This window comes from Rhodoligotrophos sp. CJ14, assembly GCF_038811545.1.
Lineage (GTDB): Bacteria > Pseudomonadota > Alphaproteobacteria > Rhizobiales > Im1 > Rhodoligotrophos > Rhodoligotrophos ferricapiens.
On sequence record NZ_CP133319.1, the window covers coordinates 1,744,504 to 1,765,204 of the forward strand.

A 20,701-nucleotide genomic window follows, 5' to 3' on the forward strand; every position below is an offset into this window, starting at 1 on the left:
CCAAAACGCAAGGGGCATCGCACTTTAGAACCGATCCAAACAGAACGCCACTGCGACATTGGGCGCAAAGGGACGGCATCGTCGAATCCACACCGCCGGAACCGCTCCGGCGATGCTCGCTCTCTCAGCGATAGGTCGCTCTTCGCTCACCCGCCCCCGTACGGGTCGCCGCCGCCGCCATAGGGATCGCCGCCACCGTAGGGATCGCCACCGCCGCCATAGGGATCGTCGGGGAAGAACCGATCCCGAATATCATCGAACGAGAACGGCATGTCTGGCGGCTCGAACCCGGGCTGCGGCACCACCACCGGATCAGGATCCGGCGGCGGTTCTCCGCCACCACCCCCATAGGGCTCCTCGGTCGGGATGTTGCTGTCTTGAATGGCGTCGTCCCGCTCCTGCTCGAGCGGATCTGTATTGGTGACCGGCTGATTGAACAGGTTCTGCTCACTCAGCGCGCCGCCCGTCTCGGTCACGTCAGACGGGTTGATGCCACGGCCCTGTGGTGTTGATCTCAGCCAGGTGTCGAAATAGGCGAGCGCTGTCGCATCCAGCCGGAACGGACCGAGCGGTGCCGCCCCCTGATAAGGCACGCATACGGCATAGCCGGGCTCGGAAATCTCGACGCTGCGGCCGCCGCCCGAGACGACGATCCGCCCCATCTTGTCGAACGAGTTTCGGCCGCGCCCCGGCCCGCGCAATGCAACGAGGCTCGCGCTTGCCGGATCGAAGCGGACGCCGCTGCCGACACCTGCAGCCTTGCAGATCGCGACCGCATCCGACCCCACCGCCACTTCGCCCATGGTGCCGCGAATGCCGATGGTGGACGCCGGCGTCTTCAGAGACACATTCGACGGGTTCGCGGTGCCGATCTTTCCGGTCATGAACCGGAATGCGCCCTTGGCGATCGTTGCGGCGACCTTGCCTGAGCCCCGGTTGGGGTCATAGACGAATTCATCGATCGTGATCTCGCAGTTCTGGCCGACGGTGAACACGGTCTCGTCCACCAGCAGAATCTGCAGCGCCGATTGGCGGAGCGTCTCCACCACGTCGCCGCGATAGACATCCTCCTTGACCTGCGCCTGGCGCTTGTTCGCAGCCTGCGCGCCGGTGACATAGACCTGACCGCTGACAGCGGCATTCACGCCAACCCGGCTGGACTGCGCATAAGCCTCAAGCGCTGCGCCCGAAACCGTGTTGAGCAAGAGCCCCAGCGCGAACGCGGTGCGCGCCGCCTTGGGGGAAATCGGAGTTCGGCTCATCTGCCTTGTCTCCTCAGAAGCTGAAGCGCTTCGTGAACAGGCCCTCAACGCTCCAGTTCTCGAAGTCCAAGTTCTTGATGTTTGAATCCTGATAGGTGTACGAGCCCGAGAGCTGGAAGTTCAGGTCTCCGATGGCCGGCGGCAGTTCGGCGGTGAACAGGTCCGCCACCGTCTGCAGCGGCGTGCCATAGGCGAGCCTTGCCTTCAGACGAAAATCATCGCGCGTGATGGTCGAGGAATAGCGCGGATCCGGCGCATCATAATCGAAGCTCCACAGCGTGAGCTGCGAGAGCAGATAGGTGCCCTTGCCCAGCAGCGTGAGGTTCGAAGCACGTCCCCACACACCATCGAAGGCGAAGCTCGCGACCTCCGCCTCCTTATCCACGTAATAGGCTTCGAGGCTGAAGGTGTTCCACTGCACCGGCCGCCAGCTGAAGCCGCCGCCCACATCCATGCGCATCCCGTCGCGCGCGCTGCCCACGCTGCTCAGCGATGTCTTGAAATAGTCCTGGTCGACCACATTGACTTCGGCCTTGAGCGCCACATGCGGGCTTACGGCAAAGGCTAGCTCCAGACCGCCGCCGAATTCGTCGAGATAGTGGTCCCGGTCGAGCGTCAGCCCGTTATAGATGCCCTTGGGCGTGACCGCCACCGGCCCGAAGAAGAAGGTGCCGCCCGCTTCGACCCGTCCGGACAGATAGTCCTGCTTGTCGAAGCTGAACTGCTCGTTCAGCCAGCCGCGCCCGTCGAAGAACAGAAAATCGCCATTGCCGGTGCCCAGCGAATGCTCAATGCGCATTCTGCCGGATGTATAGAACGCGGTATCGGCATCCTTGTCGATCTCGTTCGGAACGGGCACATCTTCAAACAGGATGACGTCGCTATCCGGCGCGAGATTGGGATTGCTGTCATGGCGAAGACCGAACGTCCAGTCGCCATAGAGCCGCGTCGGCTCATTGCGCGTGGTCGCGAGCTTGTAATAGCGCTCGACCTCCAGCCGCTGCGCGGCGCTCAGCTCTCGGGTGCGCAGAATGTTCAGCTCCCGAACCGCACCGTCCATGTCATCCAGCCGGTAGAGCACCATGGCATAGAACAACCGGACCGTATCCCATTCCGGCTCGAGCAGGAGCAGACGTTCGAGACTGCCGGCCGCCTGCTGCAGATTGCCTTCATTTGCCTCCTGCCGGGCATAGGCGAAGGACAATGCAAGGTTATCCGGGCTCTGTAAGATCTGATCATAGGTGATTGATTGGGTCTGGGCTGTCACTTGCGATGGTGTAGAAGACACGACCAGCGCTAGCACCCCCGCTATACCCACGAGGTGCGCCTTGCTTTGCATAGGCTATTATCTTTCCCCCTGACGGCTCCCCAAACCAGCCGGACTGCGTGCACATTACGGTGCGATCGAGTAATAATCCAATAGAATCACAAGGTACGCAGAACATTTTCCCAATGGCAGCATCAAAGCCACAATCGAAGCGCCGTTGGGCCCGTCTGGCTGGTATAGTGGCACTGGCCACCGTCGTATTACTCGCGCTGTTCCGGCCGGCACTGCTTGAGACCTTGACAGGCTTTCTTTTCGACAGTTATCAGCGCTTCAGTCCCCGCGGGAACTTCGATTCACCCATCAGAATCATAGACATAGATGAAGAGAGCCTCGCCCGCCTCGGCCAGTGGCCATGGGATCGCGACCTCATTGCGCGCATGGTCGAGCATCTCCAAGAGGCGGGGGCCGCCGCCATCGCCTTCGATATCGTCTTCGCCGAACCCGATCGCACCTCGCCGGCCCGGGTATTGAAGCGCCTTGAGCAGAAATTTCCCAATTTGGGTGCACAGCTCCCGCAGTCGCTTCCCGACAATGATGCAACCCTGGCCACTGCGTTTAGCCAGTCCAATGCGGTTGCCGGCATGATCTTGACGCCGCTGGGGGATGACCCTCCCCCACCGGCGAAGGCCGGTTTTGCCTTTGCCGGCACCGATCCCAAGAGCTACCTGCCCGACTTTGGCGGCGCGGTCGCCAATCTGCCGATCCTGGATGAGGCAGCACCGGGCCTGGGATTCATCAATTACCGGCCCGGCTATGACCGCGTGGTCCGCGCGGTGCCTCTCGTGGGCCGCTATGGCGACCTGCTCTATCCCTCCCTCGCCCTTGAGGCTCTCCGTGTCGCGCAAGGCGCGAGCGCCATCCAGATTCGCTCGACAGCGGCCAGTGGTGAGATCGAAATCGGCGAGAATGCCGGCATGGTCGCGATCAGGGTCGGTGAGTTCACCATCCCGACCTCCGCCGAAGGCGAGATGTGGGTCCATTACACCAACGGGCCACAGGAGAATGTCTTGCCCGCCTGGGAAATCGCCGGCGACACCATCGATGCTGATCGGCTCCGCAGCCTCGTGGAAGGCCACATCGTCCTGATCGGCACCAGTGCCGCGGGCCTGCTCGATATCGTGGCAACGCCCATCTCCAATGCGGTGCCGGGCGTGTTCGTCCAGGCGGAGGTCATCGACCAGATTCTGGATGGCAGCTTCCTACAACGGCCTGATTGGGCACCGGGAGCCGAGCTTTTTATGGTGCTTGCCATTGGCGGCCTGCTCATCTGGCTGCTGCCCCGCCATAATGCCAGCTGGGGCGCAGCGATCGGCATTGCGGCCATCATCCTGGCCATAGCCCTCTCATGGCTTGCCTTCGATAATCACCACCTCCTGCTCACGCCGGTTTACCCCGCCCTTGCCGTGATCCTGGTCTATGTCGCGGTGACCGGCGTCCTCTTCCTGCTCACCGAGCAGGAGCGCCAGAGCATACGTCAGGCCTTCAGCCTCTATCTGGCACCGCCTCTGGTCGAACGGCTGGCCGAGGAGCCCGAGCGCCTGAAGCTCGGTGGCGAGGACCGGGAACTCACCATCATGTTCTCGGACATCCGTGGCTTCACCACCCTTTCGGAGGGCTTGGCGCCCCAGGAATTGACCCGGCTGATCAATGATTTTCTCACCCCCATGAGTGATGAACTCCTCAAAGGTGGCGCCACGATCGACAAATATATTGGGGATGCGATCATGGCGTTCTGGAACGCGCCCCTGCCGGCGGATGACCACTCGGCACGCGCCTGTGCCACGGTGCTCAAGATGCTGCAACGCCTGGACGAGGTGCGTGAGAAGATCAATCGCCCGCTGCAGATTGGCATTGGGCTGAACACCGGTATCTGCTGCGTGGGCAATCTCGGCTCTGCCCAGCGCTTCAATTATTCCGCGATCGGCGATTGTGTGAACCTCGCGTCCCGCATCGAGGGCCTCACCAAGAAATACGGAGTTTCCATTCTCGCAGGCCAGTCGACGGTGAATGCGGCGCGCGATTTCGCCTTCATCGAGGTCGATCAGGTGCGCGTGGTCGGCAAGACCGAGCCGGTGCGCATTCATGCTCTGCTCGGCGGCCCCGAGATGAAGCAGAAAGCGAGCTTCGCCCGCCTGCTTGCGGCCCATGACGAAATGCTGGAGGCCTTTCGCAAGGGCTGCTGGAACAAGGCAGCCAGCCTGCTCGATGCGACTGAACAGGTTGCAGACAGCCTTCCCGTGCAGGGCCTCATGGCGAGCTACCGGCGCCGGATCACCCAATATTGCGTGAACCCACCAGCGGAGTGGGACGGCATCACCGATATGGAAAGCAAGTAACGCGGCCGGTGCTTTGTATCGCTGGCCAGCCCGGGCAAGAACGGTCGATTTACCGTCGCCACCGGGCTTGACCCGGTGGTCCAGGGCCACACGTGAGGGCGTGAGCCTTACCGCTTCAACAGCCGCTCGGCGTCCCTCATGACCTGGCCATGATCGAATGCGAAGTCGATCCTTCTCCAGTCCTCCACCAGCTCCGCATGGGCCGCGTCATCTCCCGCGACCGGCACCTGATTGCCGATCCCGGTGAGGAACACCACGCTCGCCGTATGGAAGCGCGGATCGCGGTCGGGCGAGGAATAGACCCCGACCAGCGTGAGCTCGCCCGCATCGAGCCCCGTCTCCTCCTTCAGCTCGCGCCGGCAAGCATCCTCCACCGTCTCTCCCACATCCACAAAGCCGCCAGGCAACGCATAGGAGCCCTCAAATGGCGGGTTCTTGCGGCGGATCAGGACCACCCGCCCGGCATTGTCGATGGCGATGCAATCCGTCGTGAGAAGCGGTGTTTCAGGCTTGGGCATGGCTGGCCTTCAAACTCCAGGCGGTCAGCTATAGCTGCGTTCGTCAGCGATCACCTTCCCGTCCGCCGGCAGCGATCCTGGCGGCACGAGCTCGACGCTGCCGCGAATTTTGGTGAGCGACTGCAGAGTGGCGGCGACCTTCTGGGCAAACCCTTCCTCATTCGAGGCGCTTTCTGCCCGCAAGGTCATCGCATCCTGCTCGCCCTCCCGGGTGATAACCAGCCGCAGCCGCCCCAGTTCCGGGTGGCGCTTGGCAATGTCCGCAACCTGGCCCGGACGCACGAACATGCCCTTCACCTTCGCGGTCTGATCGGCGCGTCCCATCCACCCCTTGATCCGAACATTGGTGCGCCCGCACGGGGATTGCCCCGGCATGACGGCCGAAAGATCACCGGTGGCAAGGCGGATCATCGGATAGGTCTCACTGAACGTGGTCACCACCACCTCGCCGATCTCCCCCTCGGGCACCGGATCGCCGGTGCCTGGCTTAACGATCTCGAGGATGATGTTCTCGTCCACCACCATGCCCTCGAGCGCCTCCGTCTCGAACGCGACCGTGCCGACTTCCGCAAGCCCATAAGCCTGGCGCACCGCGATCCCGCGCCCTTGAAGCTCCTGCCTTAAGGAAGCCGGCAGCGCCGCGCCCGACACAAGCGCCTTGGTGATCGACGAGGCGTCCCTACCGAGCTCGTCCGCCTTGTCGAGCAGGATCTTGAGGAAGTCCGGTGTGCCCGTATAGCCGTTCGGTTTGAGATGCGCGATCGCCTCGACCTGCATCTCGGTATTGCCGACCCCACCTGGAATGACACTGCAGCCGAGCGCTCGTGCCGCCGTATCCATCATGAAGCCGCCCGGCGTGAGGTGATAGGCAAAGCAGTTGAGCACGATGTCACCGGGACGGAACCCTGCCGCAAACAGCGAGCGCGCGCCCCGCCATGGGTCGCCGCCCTCGCTCTGCGGCTCGTAGATCGGGCCGGGCGACATGAATAGCCGCGGCGGCGTCCGCCCTTGAGTGACGGCAAACCCGCCGAACGGTGGCTCTTCCTCCTGCAGGTCCTTCAGATCGCTCTTGCGCAGCACCGGCAATGTGGCGAGCGTCTCGCGCGTGGTGACCGCGGCCGGATCGATCGCCCCGAGATGACGTGCCCATCCCGGCGCTCTGGCAATTGCCATTCCGATGAGCCCAGGCAGCCGGCTGAAAAGATCCCGCTCACGCTCCTTGGGATCGCGGGTTTCGAGAGCATCGAAGTGATCTGCCATGAGGTCCCCCACCTTGGTTCAGCCGATTGGCTCCGTCGGCGCAACGAATGTCGGGAACTCTATGCGGCCGTGACCCGAAGGGCAATCACCCGCGGCTTAGGTCCCGGGGGCTATTTCCTGAACTGGCGCATCTCGTCGAACAGCTGCTCCATCAAGCCCAGCCGCTCGGCAGCGTCCGGCCAGATGCGCTCGGCGGTGGCGGCAAGCAGCGCCTCGACCATGATCATCGGCACCGCGAGCGAATCCCAGCTGGACGGTGCCTCGATCCGCAGCGGCAGAACGTGGCGAGCAACCGCACTGATCGGCGACATCCACTGATCCGTGAACAATACGATCACGGCGCCCCGCCGCGCCGCAATCTCGGCAAGCTCGATCAGATCCCGCTCGTAGCGGCGAACATCGAAGATCACCAGCGTATCGCCATCCTGCATATTGGCGAGATGCTGCGGCCATAGGGTGGTCGTGCCCGGCAGGACGGAAACGCCGGGCCGCAACCCATGTAGCTGCGTGAAGAGATAATCGGCAAGCACCCGGCTGAGCCGCCCGCCCACCATATGCACGCCGTGATCCTGATCCGCCAGCCGTTCGACAATGGCATCGAACGAGCGGTGATCGGCGATCCTGAGCGAACTCTGCAGATTATCGATCACCGCCCCGGAGAACCGGTTGAGCATATGCCCGTCCGGCGCCCGCGACGCCCCGCGCGCATACTTGGTGAGCGGCGTGGAGAACTGCGCGGCCAGCTCGCTCCGCAACGCCTCCTGAAACTCGGGATAGCCGGTGAACCCGAGCTTCTGCAGCATGCGGATGACGGTCGGCGCGCTCACCCCTGCCCGCCGCGCGAGCTCCGCCACATTGGTGAGGCCGGCAACGGGATAATCGGCGAGCAGCGTGCCCGCAAGATGGCGCTCCGACCGGGTCAGCCGGTCGAGGCCGAGCCTTAGCCGCTCGGCGACCGTCTCGCCTGTCCCGGCTGCAGTATGATCGCGGGTCGCGACCATGGCTTGCTTCCTCGTTGGGCCGTCCCGCTATCGGCGAGCCTGGCTCAGAGCTTGAGCTCGCCCCGCACCGCACGGGCGGCAATGTCCCGATACTGCTCCTGAGAGAAGGCGATCGGGTTGCCGCCGGCAGAGGGATCCCGAATGGCCATCTCTGCGATCTGGTCGAGCCTGTCTTCGCCAACCCCGAGCTCTCTCAGTGTGTTCGGGATGCCCAGTTCCGAGCGCAGCGCCACCAGCCAGTCGAGAAAGCCTTTGAACCCGCCGGTAATGCCCATGTAATGCGCCGCATCGGTGATCCTGTCCTCGACCGCCTCGCGATTTGCCACCAGCACATAAGGCATCAGCACGCCGTTGAGAGTGCCGTGATGGGCATCGTAAAGCCCGCCGATCGGATGCGAGAGCGCATGCACCGCCCCAAGCCCGCGCTGGAATGCGGCAGCCCCCATCGAGGATGCGGCAAGCATCTGGCTGCGGGCTTCGATATCCCCGCCATTCGCGGTGGCCTTGGGCAGCCATTGCTTGATCAGCCGCATGCCCTCGACCGCGATGCCTGCCGCCATGGGGTGATATCCTGGCGCACAATAGGCTTCCAGATTATGCGCAAGCGCGTCCATACCGGTCGCCGCGGTCAGCTTCGCCGGCAGACCTATGGTCAGCTCGGGATCGGCGATGACGATGGCCGGCAGCAGCTTCGGATGGAAGATGATCTTCTTTTCGTGGGTCGCCTCATTGGTGATGACCGATGCCCGCCCCACTTCCGAGCCTGTGCCAGCCGTGGTCGGTATGGCCACGATCGGCGCGATCGCCCCGGCATTGGCCCGGGTCCACCAGTCACCGATATCCTCGAAATCCCAAATCGGCCGGGTCTGTCCCTGCATGAAGGCGACCGCCTTGCCCGCATCGAGCCCCGAGCCGCCGCCCAGCGCGATCACACCGTCATGGCCGCCCTTGCGATAGGTCTCAACACCAGCCGAAACATTGGCCTCGTTCGGATTGGCCTTGACGTCCGAGAACACTGCGGCCGAAAGCCCGTCGGCTTTCAGAATATCGATGACCTGCGCCACCATGGGCAGGGCGGCGAGGCCGGGATCGGTCACCAGCAGCGGCTTCGTGATGCCTGCATCCCGGCAGGCCTTGCCCAATTCCTTGATGCGGCCGGCGCCGAAACGCACCGTCGTCGGATAATTCCAGTTGGCGGTCAGTGTCATGCCTGTTCCTATGTTCACTCTTGTTCCCGTCATCCCCGGGCTATTATTACAGTCGTCACCGGGCTGGACCCGGCGATCCAGAGCCAAGCTGGACCCATCGGCCGCATTACCCTGCATGCTCGGCTCAAGGCCGAGCATGGCGGATCATCGGATCAACCAGTCTTGACGCGAAGGTGGAACGACTTGGGCCGGGTCAGCACCTCATAGCCGATGCGCGACAGGGTCACGCCGCGGCCGGAATCCTTAACGCCCGTCCAGGCCAGCGCCGGATCGAGATAGTCGCACCGGTTGAGGAACACCGTGCCGGTCTCGAGCCTGTCGCCAATGGCTTCCGCCGCCTCCGCATCCTCGCTCCAGATCGCGGCGGTGAGGCCGAACGGGCTGTCATTCATCAGCGTGACCGCCTCGTCATCGCCCGCAACCTTCATGATGCCGACCACCGGCCCGAAGCTCTCATCCCGCATGACCGACATCTGATGGTCGACCTCGGTGAGAATTTGCGGCGCGAGATAAGGCGTGCCCGGCTTGCTCATGGCAAAGCCGCCCTCATCGATATGAGCGCGGGCGCCAGCACGCACCGCGGCTTCGATCTGTCCGCGCACGAAATCGGCGGCGCTCGCCTTCACCATCGGGCCCAGCGTCGTCGCCTCCTCCAGCGGATTGCCCAGCACATAGCCGCGGGTGAGCGCGACAGCGCCTTCCACGAACTCGTCATAGACCGGCGCATCCACATAGATCCGCTCGATTCCGCAGCAGGACTGGCCGGAATTGAAGAAGGCGCCATCGACCAGATTTTCGATGGCATGGGCGATATTGGCATCGCGCCGCACATAGGCCGGGTCCTTCCCGCCGAGCTCAAGTCCCATGCCGATGAACTGCCCGACGGCTGCATTCTCCATTGACCTGCCGCCTTCGACTGAGCCGGTGAAGCACACCATATCGGCAAGCCCGCCGCTGATCGCCTTGGTGGTCAGGTCATGGCTGATGGCCAGATTTTGGAACAGGCCCTCCGGCAAGCCCGCGGCCTTGAAGGCCTCCGCGATACGCTCGCCCACCAGCAGCGTCTGGCTCGCATGCTTCAGCACCACCGCATTGCCGGCCATCAGCGCCGGGACGACGGAATTGACCGCGGTGAGATAAGGATAGTTCCAGGGCGCGATGGTGAAGATAACGCCCAGCGGCTCGCGCTTGATATAGCGCTTGAACCCATCCTTCGGGCCGGGATCGATGGCCGAAAGCGCCTCCTCGGCGATCTCGATCATATAGCGGGCCCGCTCCTCGAAGCCACGCAGCTCCCCTGCCCCATAGCGCACCGGCCGGCCCATCTGCCAGGCAAGCTCCGGCACGATTTCCGTGCTCTTGGCCTTGAGCGCCTCGATCATGGCCGCGCAATAGCGTCCGCGCTCGGCAACGGAGACCCGCGCCCATTCCTTCTGCGCGGCACGTGCGGCGCGAAAGGCCGCCCAAACTTCGGCTTCACCAGCCACGGGGCGCTCGGCATAGACCCGCCCGTCCACGGGCGAGATGATCTTCACGGTCTCGGTCACGAACTATCCCTCTCAGCTCTGTTCAAAGCCGCGGCGCAATTCCCAATCGGTGACGCGGCGGTCATATTCGAATTGCTCCCAACGGGCCGTGTGCACGTAATGATCGATCACATCATCGCCGAAGGCCTTGCGCAGCATCTCCGAGCCATCGAGCGCGGCAACCGCATCGCGCAGCGTCTTCGGAATTTCCCGCAGATTGGCCCCCGTATAGGCATCGCCCACATAATCCGGCTCGAGCGCGAGCTTCTCATCAATGCCCGCTTGCCCTGCAGCCAGCATGGCCGCGAAGGCGAGATAGGGATTGAGATCGGCACCGCCGATCCGGCATTCGCAGCGTATGCCCTTGGTATGCTCCCCGCACAGACGGAAGCCGGCGGTGCGGTTATCGCGGCTCCAGATGGCGCGCGTCGGCGCGAAAGTGCCCGCCTGGAACCGCTTGTAGGAATTGATATAGGGCGCGAGGAAATAGGTGATCTCCTCGGCATATTTGAGCAGCCCCGCCATATACTGCTTCATGAGCTGCGACATGCCGAGCCGGTCGCCCTCATCGAGGAATAGCGGCGTCTTGCCATCCGCGCTCCACAGCGATTGATGGATATGGGCTGATGAGCCCGCGAGGGCATAATCCCATTTGGCCATGAAGGTCACGGCCTTGCCCTTGAGATGGGCGATCTCCTTGATGCCGTTCTTGAGGATCACATGACGGTCGGCCATGGTGAGCGCATCCGCATAGCGGACATTGATCTCCTCCTGGCCCGGTCCCCATTCGCCTTTGGAATTCTCGACCGGGATCCCGGCCGCCTGCAGGCCCTTGCGGATCGCCCGCATCACATCCTCTTCCTTGGTGGTCTGCAGGATGTGATAGTCCTCGATGTAATAGCCGGCGGTCTTGAGCTCGCGATAGCCCTTCTCGAAGGCCGAGCGGAAGCTCTCGTCGAAAAGGTAGAATTCGAGCTCCGAGGCCGTATAGGCCTTCATGCCCCGCGCGTTGAGCCTTTCGATCTGCGCCTTCAGCATGGCCCGGGGGCTGTGCGGCACGGGCTTGTGCGTATGGTGGTCGACCACATCGCACAGCACCATGGCGGTCGCCTCGAGCCAGGGCACGCGCGTGAGCGTGCCTAGGTCCGGCTTGAGGGTGAAATCCCCATAGCCCAGCGCCCAATTGGCCGCCTTGTAGCCCGGCACCGGTTCCATATCGATATCATTGGCCAGCAGATAATTGCAGGCATGCGTCTCATCGATGCCGCTGTCGAGGAAGAACTCGGCCTGAAAGCGCTTGCCAAGCGGCCTGCCCTGCATGTCCGGAAAGCAGACCAGCACCGTATCGATGGTGCCCTCCGCGACCGCTTGTCTGAGCGCTTCGAGTGTCAGCTGTCCTGCCATCTCTCCCCCTCGCTGAGATCCGCTGATTATTCCCGCACGTCCAATGCGCCGACCCGCTGGAGCGCTTCAGTCAAAACTGTCGCCAACCGCTCCGCCCATCGTTCCTGCCCCGCCTCACTGGTGATGAGGTCGTTGCGCACCTCGATCATCGTATGGGGAATGCCGCGCTGCTCGCCATGGACGGGAATGGTGTAATGGGTAAGGTCATTGACCGGATAGGGAACGTTGTCCCCGATTTCGAGACTCGGGTCCCGCGCGAGCAAAGAATTGACTGCGTGGGACAAGGCGGGTGCGCGATTATATTGCGCGCCCACATGCCACGGCCTCTGGAAGCCCTTGTAGATCGGCGTGAATGAATGGAGCGTCACCAGAGCCGACGGTTGACCGGCCGCATCTCGTTGATCCAGAAGCTGGCTGATGCGCTCGTGAAAGGGTCTGAACACCGCATCGATGCGGGCCTGCCGGCCTTCAGGCGTTAACGCCATATTGCCCGGAATCGGCGTGAGCTCGCTGATTTCGGGCATCGCCTCGGAGCTGTTGGGCGGCCGGTTGCAATCGATCACCAGCCGGGAATAACGCTGCAGCACCAAAGGTGCGTCGAGCCTTTCAGAGAGCAGGCGAGCCATGGGCTCGGCACCGATATCCCAGGCGATATGCGCATGTAGGTCGCGCTCCGAAAGTCCCATCGTGCCAAGCGCACGCGGGATGCGATTTCCCGCGTGCTCGCAGACGAGAAAAAACGGCGATGCCCCGTTTTCATTGACAACCACGGTCGGGCTTTCTTCACCGGCAAGTAGTCCCGCCATGTGCGATTGGTCCCTCTCCTGAATTGTGTGATTAATTCCGGAGAGATTTGCGCTTGTCAATCTCGTTACAAAATTGGGCAGCCGGCACGTCCCGGCGTGAGGCGATTAGTCTACGGTCAAAGCATGGTAAAACAGACCGCGGCCAGAATGACCTTCGCAATGCACGCATCATCATCCGCGCCCTCGCAGACCGGGTGGTTGGTCCTCTCAATGCTCCCGCTCGGATCAGCGGTAAGCCGCGTGACATATTCTCTTACTGATTTCTCAAATTCCCGGGCCGCCTCATTGAAATCCTTGAACTCGCCCTTCAATCCCTTGACAGAAATCATTCCCTACCTCGCAGCTGTACCCGGATAAGGTTTTTCGCTTTGCGGTTGGGCCGAGAGAAAGTTGAGGCGAAATCACGGCAATCCACACCCGATACGGAGCACGGCCGAGCACGTGATCGCTGCTCGCGCGGTGCCTTACGAGGTGACAACCCATCCGAAAACGCAAATGGCGCCGATCACCGCCTCCATCTCACAATCGGCTTCTGCTGCTGCATCCGAGCTTCTGCATATCCCTCTTATACCCTCAGAAACTGGCCCGATATGCTTGGCTGCAGCCTGTGCTTTTTCGGCGGTTCTGGAAACATCCGCGACAGAGTCGTCGATGAATTCTTTGACAACCTCAGCCCCCTTGACGATTTCCTTCTTTATGTTCGGCACATGGTCCAGGCTATCCTTAACCTCCTCCGCAAATTCGACCACTTCCTTTTTCGCGGACTTGAAGGCTTTCTTTATATCTTTGAAAAATCCCATAATCTAACTCCCCAAAAAGCAGTATCTGGTCAGATCGGTGGGGAGCGGTCATGGGCAAACCGTGGTGAAATCACGTCACGAGCACAACCAGCCAGCGATGAGCATGGCTATCTTTGGCTCTCCCGCCAACGCGGGCTGATCCACGGTTGTTGGTTTGACGGGGGTAAGGGCGCGCGGCCGAGCACGTGATCGCTGCCCTTCTCGCCGATCATCAGCGAGGGGCCGTTGAGATTGCCATTGGTGATGCGCGGGATGATCGAGCTGTCGATCACGCGCAGACCCTCGACGCCGATCACCCGGCATTCCGGATCAACCACCGCCATCGGATCATCCGCCGCGCCCATGCGGCAGGTGCCGCAGGGATGGTAAGCGCTTTCCACATGCTCGCGCAGGAAATCATCGAGCTCTTCATCGCTCACCCGATCAGCTCCCGGCTGGATCTCGCGCCCGGCGAGCCCTTTGAAAGCATCCTGCCCGAAGATCTCGCGGGTGAGCCGCAGGCAGTTGCGGAAATCCGCCCAATCCTCAGGGTGCGACATGTAGTTGAAGCGGATGATCGGCGCCGTTTCCGCATGCGGATCACGCAGGCGCACATGACCGCGCGACTTCGAGCGCATCGGCCCCACATGCACCTGGAAGCCATGGGCCTTCACCGCCGACTTGGCGTCATAGCGAATGGCGACGGGCAGGAAATGGTACTGGATATCGGGATAGCGCACGCCTGCCCTCGAGCGGATGAAAGCGGCGCTTTCGAAGTGATTGGTGGCGCCGAGCCCGCGCTTGAACAGCAGCCATGTCAAGCCGATCCATGCTTTGGACGGCAGGCTGAGCTTGCTGTAGAGGGTGATCGGCTTGAGGCACTCCATCTGGAAATAGACCTCCAGATGGTCCTGCAGGTTTTCCCCGACACCCGGCAAATGATTAACGACGGGAATACCGAGCGCCTGAAGCCTCTCGCCATGGCCGATGCCGGAGAGCATGAGCAGCTTCGGCGAGTTGATGGCGGAAGCCGAAATCACCACCTCGCGTCGCGCCTTGGCGGTGAGCACGCGCCCGCCGCGGCGATATTCGACGCCTACCGCCCTACGGCCCTCGAACAGCACGCGCCGGGCGAATGCCCGTGCCACGAGCTTCACATTGTTGCGGGCCAGCGCCGGTCGCAGATAGGCCCGCGCGGCCGACCAGCGCCTGCCCTGCCAGACGGTCATCTCCATGGGGCCGAAGCCTTCCTGCTTCTCCCCGTTATAATCCGGAGTGACCTCATAGCCCGCCTGCGCGCCGGCTTCGACAAAGGCATGGTAAAGCGGGTTCGTGCGGGATCCACGGGTGACATGCAACGGGCCAGAGGTGCCCCGCCAGCCCTCTTCGCCCCCATGCGCGTTTTCCATGCGCTTGAAATAGGGAAGCACGTGACGGAAGCCCCAGCCCTGAGCGCCCATCTCTTCCCAGGTGTCGTAATCGAGCGCGTGCCCCCGTACATAGACCATGCCATTGATCGAGGACGACCCGCCGATCACCTTGCCACGCGGGGTCGCCAGCACGCGCCCACCCAGATTGGGCTCAGGCTCGGAGGAAAAGCCCCAATCATAGGTCCGCATGTTCATGGGGTATGACAGCGCCGAGGGCATCTGGATGAGCGGCCCAATATCCGTGCCGCCATATTCCAGCACCAGCACCGAATGGTGCCCGTCCTCGGAGAGCCGGTTGGCCAGCACACAGCCTGAGCTGCCCGCACCAATGATGATGTAGTCGAACTCGTCCTGCATCATTCTCATGCCCGACCGAGCGCGATCTGGCTATCCACGTAAGCTCGCGTCAGCCTGCGCGGGAACTCCGGATCATCGGGGCCGCCATGCAAGGCATATTGCAGCCATAGCCCGTCGATCATCGCGACCGTGCCCTCGGCAGCCGCCTTCACCCGCTCTGGCCCGATCACCGGCTTGAGCGCATTGGCGAGGTCCGACCGCAGGCGCCGCGCATAGATGCTCAGAATGCGCAGGAGGCGCGGCGAATGCTTCGCCTGCCCGTAAAGGGCAAGCCAAGCAGCCATGACCTCGGGCGCGAACTGCTCATCCGCAAGGCAGGAATCGATGATCGCATGAACCCGCTCGACCGGTGTGCGTGCCTGGCCCAGCCGTTCCACCACTGTCCTGCGGAGATCCTCGAGCAGAAAGCGCATGGTTTCGAACAGGAGATCGTCCTTGTCCCTGAAATAGTGATGCACGATGCCGGCCGACACGCCGGCCCGGGCCGCGATCTTGGACACGGTGGTATCCGCCAGTCCGTGATCATGGATCGCCATGATCGCTGCATCGATCAGTTGCCGCCGCCTGATCGGCGCCATTCCAAGCTTGGGCATTGCCTCGGGGCCGATAATCCTTTGCTTCAATCAATTCCTACATTGTCATTGGTTGGTCATTCAATTAAAAATACTCTCCTGTTCATGCCCAGCTGTCGAGGGTGAGCAAACGAGCGGGCAATGACCACGAGACCGGAAAGGTCTTCAGGGAGGGTGGCATGCTCAAGATGTTCAAAGGCATTGCGGCCGGACTGGCGCTGGTGCTCGGTACGGCTGCGGGCCTCTCGAGTGCCAGTGCGCAAGAGCCGGACTCATGTAAGGTGGTGCGCTTCTCCGATGTGGGCTGGACCGACATTACCGCCACCACGGGCCTCGCATCGGTCGTGCTCTCGGCCCTCGGCTACGAGCCTCAGGTCCAGGTGCTCTCGGTGCCCGTCACCTATGCCAGCCTGAAGAATAAGGACATCGACGTTTTCTTGGGCAATTGGATGCCCACCATGGAAGCCGATATCAAGCCTTATCGGGAGGATGGCACGGTCGAGACGGTGCGCACCAATCTTGAGGGCGCGAAATATACACTGGCAGTCCCCGACTACACCTATGAGAAAGGCCTCAAGAGCTTTGCCGACATCGCCAAGTTCAAGGACGATCTCGGTGGCAAGATTTACGGCATCGAACCCGGCAATGACGGCAACCGGCTGATCCTCGGCATGATCGAGAAGGATCAGTTCGGCCTCAAAACTTTTGAGCTCGTCGAAAGCTCCGAGCAGGGCATGCTGTCCCAGGTGCAGCGCGCGACCCGGCGCAACGAGGATATCGTGTTCCTCGGCTGGGAGCCCCATCCGATGAACGCCAACTTCTCCTTGAAATACCTCGATGGCGGCGATGAGGTCTTCGGGCCCAATTTTGGCGGGGCGACCGTCCATACCAATGTGCGCAAGGGCTATCTCCAGGAATGTCCCAATGTTGGGCAGTTCCTGAAGAATCTCAGCTTCACGCTCACCATGGAGAACGAGATCATGGGCGCGATCCTGGATAAGGGCCAGCAGGCGAATGACGCCGCTTCGGCCTGGCTCAAGCAGCACCCGGAAGTGTTGGATGGCTGGCTGAAGGACGTGAAGACGATCGACGGCAAGGATGCGCGCGAGGCCATCAAGGCGAAGCTTGGCATATGATGCTCACTGGCGGCTGCCTCTGCGGTGAAATCCGCTATGAAGCGGAAGCCCTTGCGGGTGATGTGGCGGATTACTGCCATTGCGGCCAGTGCCGCCGCGCAGGCGGAGCACCGGTGATCGCCTGGCTGCAGGTCTCGCCCGACCGTTTTCGGGTGACGCAGGGAGAGCCGCGCGGCTTCCACTCCTCGCCCGGTGCGACCCGCTGGTTCTGCCCGAACTGTGGCAGCCCGCTTTATATGACCGATCAGGACGGCCGTTCCGTCGGCATCACTCTCGGCACTCTTGACCGCCCCGAGGCCGTGTCGCCGACCGTGCATGGCTGGCACTCGGCGCGCATCTCCTGGTTCGAGACCACCGACCAGCTTCCACGTTATCCGGAAACACCACCCTACGACCTGTGACATCGGCGGCATCGGGCCCCGGTCACGGAAACGCGGCTTGCCACAGAGACATCGTCATGGACTGGCTGACGACAGAGATCACCGAGCATAAGATCCCGATCGGCCAGTGGGGCAAGGCCTTCTTCGATCTGCTGACCACCTATTTCTACTGGTTCTTTGACGGCGTGTCCCTCGCCATCGAGCGCACGCTGGATGCGATCATCGCCGCAGCCCTATGGCTCCCGCCCCTTCTGCTGGTGGTGCTTATCGCCGGCCTCGCCTTTATTCTCCATCGCAGCTGGAAATTGGCGCTTGGCGTTTTGCTCGGGCTTCTGTTCATCATCAACCAGGGCTATTGGCCGGAAACGGTGCAGACCCTGGCCTTGGTTCTCGGCGCAACCCTCGTCTCGCTCGCGATCGGCATACCCCTAGGGATCGCCGCTGCCCATCGGCCCTGGCTGTTCCAGGCCCTGCGCCCCGTGCTCGATCTCATGCAGACCCTGCCGACCTTCGTTTACCTGATCCCCGCTCTTGTTCTCTTTGGCTTAGGTCTGGCCCCCGGCCTGATCGCGACAGTGATCTTTGCCATTCCCGCACCGATCCGCCTCACCCATCTCGGCATCACCTCCGTCCCGCGCGCATTGATCGAGGCTGGTGAGGCCTTTGGGGCGACCCGCCGGCAATTGCTGTGGAAGGTCGAGATCCCCCATGCGCTTCCCACCATCATGGCCGGGCTCACACAATGCATTATGTTGTCCCTCTCCATGGTGGTGATCGCGGCCCTCGTCGGTGCTGATGGCCTCGGCAAGCCGGTCGTGCGCGCCCTCAATTCCGTGAATGTGCCCATGGGACTGGAAGCAGGGCTTGCGATCGTGGTCGTGGCCATCATCCTCGACCGGATGTTCCGCGCCGAGCGACAGGCCGAAAGCCAGGCCAGATGACCACGGCGATTGCCTTCGACAGGGTCGACATCATCTTCGGTAAGCGCAATCCGCGGGCGCTGGAGCTGTTGGACCAGGGCGCAAGCCGCGCCGAGATCCTTGAGCAAACCGGGAATGTGCTCGGCGTCGCCGGCGCCAGCCTGGAAGTGGCTGAAGGGGAGATCTGCGTGCTGATGGGGTTATCCGGCTCGGGCAAGTCAACCCTCGTCCGCGCCGTCAATGGCCTGAACAAACCCATACGCGGCCGGGTGCTGGTACGCCATGGCAACAAGACGGTTGATGTCACCACCTGCACCGAGCCCGCATTGCGGCAGCTGCGCATGCATGCGGTGGCCATGGTCTTTCAGCAATTCGCGCTTTTGCCGTGGCGGACGGTGGCGGAGAATGTCGGCTTCGGACTGGAGCTTGCCGGCGTGCCACAAAAAGAGAGAGCCGAGCGGGTCCGGCGTCAGTTGGAGCTCGTCCATCTCGATAAATGGGCAGGCAAATATGCCCATGAGCTCTCCGGCGGTATGCAGCAGCGGGTCGGGCTCGCCCGCGCCTTTGCGACCGATGCACCGATTCTCTTGATGGATGAGCCCTTCTCGGCCCTTGACCCTTTGATCCGTGCCCATCTGCAGGACGAGCTTCTGGAATTCCAGAGGACGCTGCGCAAGACCATTCTCTTCGTGAGCCACGACCTCGACGAGGCGCTCAAGCTTGGCAATCGCATCGCCATCATGGAGGAAGCCCGTATCGTCCAATGCAGCACCCCGCGCGAGATCGTGCTGAAGCCCGCCAACGACTATGTGGCGCAATTCGTCGCCCACATGAACCCGCTCAACGTGCTGGACGGTTACGCCCTGATGACACCGATCGAGAAAGTGGCACGCGACGAGGCATTTGCGGCATCCACCTTGCCCACGCTGCCGGCCGCAAGCCCCATGCGCGACATTATTGAGCGCCGCCGGAGCAGCGGCAACGCGGTGGCCCTCACGGAAAAGGGACGCATTGTCGGGCTCGTCGGGGACAACGAGATCTATGAAGGCCTGTTGCGCCGAACCAGGCCCTCCTAAGCTGCCCTCTCGCTGCTTTTCGTGCACGAAGCCATCGGGCCCCTTGTCCTCGCTCGCATCCGGGACTAAGAGTTCGCCCCGTCGAAAACCGACCGTATCGAAGGGACAGGATCATGGGGCTGATCGCCGAAAGCCTGAAGCGAATCAAGCCGTCGCCCACCATCGCCGTCACCCAGAAGGCGCGCGACCTGAAGGCGCAAGGCCGCAACATCATCAGCTTGGGAGCGGGTGAACCCGATTTCGATACGCCCGAGAACATCAAAAACGCCGCGATCGATGCGATCCGCCGCGGCGAGACCAAATACACCGCCGTTGATGGCATTCCTGAGCTCAAGGCGGCCATCGTCTCCAAGTTCAAGCGCGAGAACGGCCTCACCTACGATCAGAGCCAGATCACGGTCGGCTCTGGCGGCAAGCAGATCATCTACAATGCGCTGATGGCCACCCTCAACCCGGGGGACGAGGTGATCATTCCCTCCCCCTTCTGGGTGAGCTATCCCGATATCGTGCTGCTTGCAGGCGGCACCCCGGTTTTCGCCGAGACCCGGCTCGAGGACGGCTTCAAGCTGCAGCCCGAGATACTGGAAAAGGCCATCACCCCGAAGACCAAATGGCTGATCTTCAACTCGCCTTCCAACCCGACCGGGGCCGCCTATAGCCACGATGACTTGAAGCGCCTCACCGATGTGCTGAAGCGGCACGAGCATGTCTGGATCCTATCCGATGACATGTACGAGCACCTGGTCTATGACGATTTCCAGTTTGCGACCCCGGCCCAGGTCGAGCCCGAGCTCTACGAGCGCACGCTCACCATGAACGGCGTGTCCAAGTCCTATTGCATGACGGGCTGGCGCATCGGCTATGCCGGTGGTCCCAAGGAACTGATCAGCGCTATCGCGAAGATCCAGTCTCAATCGACCTCCAACCCCACCAGCGTCAGCCAGTGGGCGGCAGTCGAGGCCTTGAACGGTCCCCAGGATTTCATCGCCGAGCATAATGTCATCTTCAAGCAACGGCGCGACCTGGTCGTCTCGATGCTCAATCAGGCTAAGGGCCTTCAATGCCCGATGCCCGAGGGCGCTTTCTACGTCTACCCCTCCTGTGCAGCCACGATCGGCAAGACCACCACGCGCGGCATCGTGATCAAGACGGATGAGGATTTCGTCCGTGAGCTGCTGGAAGAGGAAGGCGTTGCGGTGGTGCATGGCGCGGCCTTCGGCATGTCGCCCTTCTTCCGCATCTCTTATGCGACCGCAACCTCGGCCCTTGAGGATGCCTGCCAGCGCATCCAGCGCTTCTGCGCGAGCTTGCGCTGATCCCCGGCGCCCCTTGCTATCAAGACGAGTTCCCACTTCGCGGCGCCGGTTCACAAGAGCCGGCGCCGTTTTCTCGGCATATTTACC

The 20,701-nt window shown here is 62.3% G+C and carries 19 protein-coding genes; 6 read left to right on the forward strand and 13 right to left on the reverse strand.

Annotated features, from left to right (window positions below; all coding sequences use genetic code 11):
* Window positions 1–146: 146 nt before the first annotated feature.
* Window positions 147–1,262, reverse strand: a complete 1,116-nt coding sequence (locus tag RCF49_RS08105) for a FecR family protein (RefSeq protein WP_342643519.1) — start codon at window positions 1,260–1,262, stop codon at window positions 147–149.
* A gap of 13 nt (window positions 1,263–1,275) precedes the next feature.
* The gene (locus tag RCF49_RS08110; RefSeq protein WP_342643520.1) at window positions 1,276–2,529 is read right to left on the reverse strand and encodes a hypothetical protein; all 1,254 of its coding nucleotides are present in this window, start codon (window positions 2,527–2,529) and stop codon (window positions 1,276–1,278) included.
* A 239-nt stretch (window positions 2,530–2,768) separates the two neighbouring features.
* Here RCF49_RS08110 and RCF49_RS08115 point away from each other — a divergent pair, with 239 nt between their 5' ends.
* Window positions 2,769–4,925, forward strand: a complete 2,157-nt coding sequence (locus tag RCF49_RS08115) for a CHASE2 domain-containing protein (protein ID WP_342643521.1) — start codon at window positions 2,769–2,771, stop codon at window positions 4,923–4,925.
* Window positions 4,926–5,032: 107 nt separating this feature from the next.
* Here RCF49_RS08115 and RCF49_RS08120 read toward each other — a convergent pair whose 3' ends face one another.
* From RCF49_RS08120 to betI, 11 genes are all read right to left on the reverse strand, one after another.
* Window positions 5,033–5,443, reverse strand: coding sequence for an NUDIX hydrolase (locus RCF49_RS08120; protein ID WP_342643522.1), 411 nt, complete (start codon window positions 5,441–5,443; stop codon window positions 5,033–5,035).
* Window positions 5,444–5,467: 24 nt separating this feature from the next.
* Window positions 5,468–6,703 carry a phenylacetate--CoA ligase family protein gene (locus tag RCF49_RS08125; protein WP_342643523.1) on the reverse strand — a complete coding sequence of 412 codons (1,236 nt, stop codon included), beginning with the start codon at window positions 6,701–6,703 and terminating at the stop codon, window positions 5,468–5,470.
* Between the two features lie 110 nt (window positions 6,704–6,813).
* Window positions 6,814–7,704: a MurR/RpiR family transcriptional regulator gene (locus RCF49_RS08130; protein WP_342643524.1), complete on the reverse strand. Its 891-nt coding sequence runs from the start codon at window positions 7,702–7,704 to the stop codon at window positions 6,814–6,816.
* 44 nt (window positions 7,705–7,748) lie between these two features.
* Window positions 7,749–8,912, reverse strand: a complete 1,164-nt coding sequence (locus RCF49_RS08135) for an iron-containing alcohol dehydrogenase (protein ID WP_342643525.1) — start codon at window positions 8,910–8,912, stop codon at window positions 7,749–7,751.
* A 152-nt stretch (window positions 8,913–9,064) separates the two neighbouring features.
* A complete protein-coding gene (locus RCF49_RS08140; RefSeq protein WP_342643526.1) occupies window positions 9,065–10,459 on the reverse strand; it encodes an aldehyde dehydrogenase family protein in 1,395 nt (464 codons plus the stop codon).
* A 12-nt stretch (window positions 10,460–10,471) separates the two neighbouring features.
* Entirely contained in the window at window positions 10,472–11,842 is a 1,371-nt protein-coding gene (locus RCF49_RS08145; protein WP_342643527.1) for a glutamine synthetase family protein, read from the reverse strand.
* Window positions 11,843–11,868: 26 nt separating this feature from the next.
* Window positions 11,869–12,648: an N-formylglutamate amidohydrolase gene (locus RCF49_RS08150; RefSeq protein ID WP_342643528.1), complete on the reverse strand. Its 780-nt coding sequence runs from the start codon at window positions 12,646–12,648 to the stop codon at window positions 11,869–11,871.
* Between the two features lie 116 nt (window positions 12,649–12,764).
* A complete protein-coding gene (locus tag RCF49_RS08155) occupies window positions 12,765–12,977 on the reverse strand; it encodes a hypothetical protein (RefSeq protein WP_342643529.1) in 213 nt (70 codons plus the stop codon).
* A gap of 135 nt (window positions 12,978–13,112) precedes the next feature.
* Entirely contained in the window at window positions 13,113–13,448 is a 336-nt protein-coding gene (locus tag RCF49_RS08160) for a hypothetical protein (protein ID WP_342643530.1), read from the reverse strand.
* A gap of 107 nt (window positions 13,449–13,555) precedes the next feature.
* Window positions 13,556–15,214: a choline dehydrogenase gene (gene betA, locus RCF49_RS08165; protein ID WP_342644156.1), complete on the reverse strand. Its 1,659-nt coding sequence runs from the start codon at window positions 15,212–15,214 to the stop codon at window positions 13,556–13,558.
* A gap of 5 nt (window positions 15,215–15,219) precedes the next feature.
* Window positions 15,220–15,837 carry a transcriptional regulator BetI gene (betI, locus tag RCF49_RS08170; RefSeq protein WP_342643531.1) on the reverse strand — a complete coding sequence of 206 codons (618 nt, stop codon included), beginning with the start codon at window positions 15,835–15,837 and terminating at the stop codon, window positions 15,220–15,222.
* A 137-nt stretch (window positions 15,838–15,974) separates the two neighbouring features.
* Here betI and RCF49_RS08175 point away from each other — a divergent pair, with 137 nt between their 5' ends.
* The 5 genes from RCF49_RS08175 to RCF49_RS08195 all read left to right on the forward strand — a co-directional run bounded on the left by RCF49_RS08175 (window position 15,975) and on the right by RCF49_RS08195 (window position 20,614).
* Complete coding sequence (locus RCF49_RS08175) at window positions 15,975–16,922, forward strand: choline ABC transporter substrate-binding protein (RefSeq protein WP_342644157.1); 948 nt, start codon at window positions 15,975–15,977, stop codon at window positions 16,920–16,922.
* The gene (locus tag RCF49_RS08180) at window positions 16,919–17,323 is read left to right on the forward strand and encodes a GFA family protein (RefSeq protein WP_342643532.1); all 405 of its coding nucleotides are present in this window, start codon (window positions 16,919–16,921) and stop codon (window positions 17,321–17,323) included. The genes RCF49_RS08175 and RCF49_RS08180 overlap by 4 nt, the downstream gene beginning before the upstream one ends.
* 56 nt (window positions 17,324–17,379) lie before the next feature.
* A complete protein-coding gene (choW, locus tag RCF49_RS08185) occupies window positions 17,380–18,243 on the forward strand; it encodes a choline ABC transporter permease subunit (protein WP_342643533.1) in 864 nt (287 codons plus the stop codon).
* Window positions 18,240–19,298 (forward strand): choline ABC transporter ATP-binding protein, encoded by a 1,059-nt coding sequence (choV, locus tag RCF49_RS08190; protein WP_342643534.1) that lies wholly within the window; start codon window positions 18,240–18,242, stop codon window positions 19,296–19,298. The genes choW and choV overlap by 4 nt, the downstream gene beginning before the upstream one ends.
* Window positions 19,299–19,411: 113 nt before the next feature.
* Window positions 19,412–20,614 (forward strand): pyridoxal phosphate-dependent aminotransferase, encoded by a 1,203-nt coding sequence (locus RCF49_RS08195; protein ID WP_342643535.1) that lies wholly within the window; start codon window positions 19,412–19,414, stop codon window positions 20,612–20,614.
* The last annotated feature ends 87 nt before the right edge of the window (window positions 20,615–20,701 follow it).

Coding starts and splice junctions, on each gene's coding strand:
- RCF49_RS08155 (WP_342643529.1), bottom strand. CDS start 12,977: ATGATTTCTGTCAAGGGATTGAAGGGCGAGTTCAAGGATTTCAATGAG.
- RCF49_RS08150 (WP_342643528.1), bottom strand. CDS start 12,648: ATGGCGGGACTACTTGCCGGTGAAGAAAGCCCGACCGTGGTTGTCAAT.
- RCF49_RS08105 (WP_342643519.1), bottom strand. CDS start 1,262: ATGAGCCGAACTCCGATTTCCCCCAAGGCGGCGCGCACCGCGTTCGCG.
- RCF49_RS08130 (WP_342643524.1), bottom strand. CDS start 7,704: ATGGTCGCGACCCGCGATCATACTGCAGCCGGGACAGGCGAGACGGTC.
- RCF49_RS08195 (WP_342643535.1), top strand. CDS start 19,412: ATGGGGCTGATCGCCGAAAGCCTGAAGCGAATCAAGCCGTCGCCCACC.
- choV (WP_342643534.1), top strand. CDS start 18,240: ATGACCACGGCGATTGCCTTCGACAGGGTCGACATCATCTTCGGTAAG.
- choW (WP_342643533.1), top strand. CDS start 17,380: ATGGACTGGCTGACGACAGAGATCACCGAGCATAAGATCCCGATCGGC.
- RCF49_RS08145 (WP_342643527.1), bottom strand. CDS start 11,842: ATGGCAGGACAGCTGACACTCGAAGCGCTCAGACAAGCGGTCGCGGAG.
- RCF49_RS08125 (WP_342643523.1), bottom strand. CDS start 6,703: ATGGCAGATCACTTCGATGCTCTCGAAACCCGCGATCCCAAGGAGCGT.
- betA (WP_342644156.1), bottom strand. CDS start 15,214: ATGCAGGACGAGTTCGACTACATCATCATTGGTGCGGGCAGCTCAGGC.
- RCF49_RS08180 (WP_342643532.1), top strand. CDS start 16,919: ATGATGCTCACTGGCGGCTGCCTCTGCGGTGAAATCCGCTATGAAGCG.
- RCF49_RS08120 (WP_342643522.1), bottom strand. CDS start 5,443: ATGCCCAAGCCTGAAACACCGCTTCTCACGACGGATTGCATCGCCATC.
- RCF49_RS08175 (WP_342644157.1), top strand. CDS start 15,975: ATGTTCAAAGGCATTGCGGCCGGACTGGCGCTGGTGCTCGGTACGGCT.
- RCF49_RS08160 (WP_342643530.1), bottom strand. CDS start 13,448: ATGGGATTTTTCAAAGATATAAAGAAAGCCTTCAAGTCCGCGAAAAAG.
- RCF49_RS08135 (WP_342643525.1), bottom strand. CDS start 8,912: ATGACACTGACCGCCAACTGGAATTATCCGACGACGGTGCGTTTCGGC.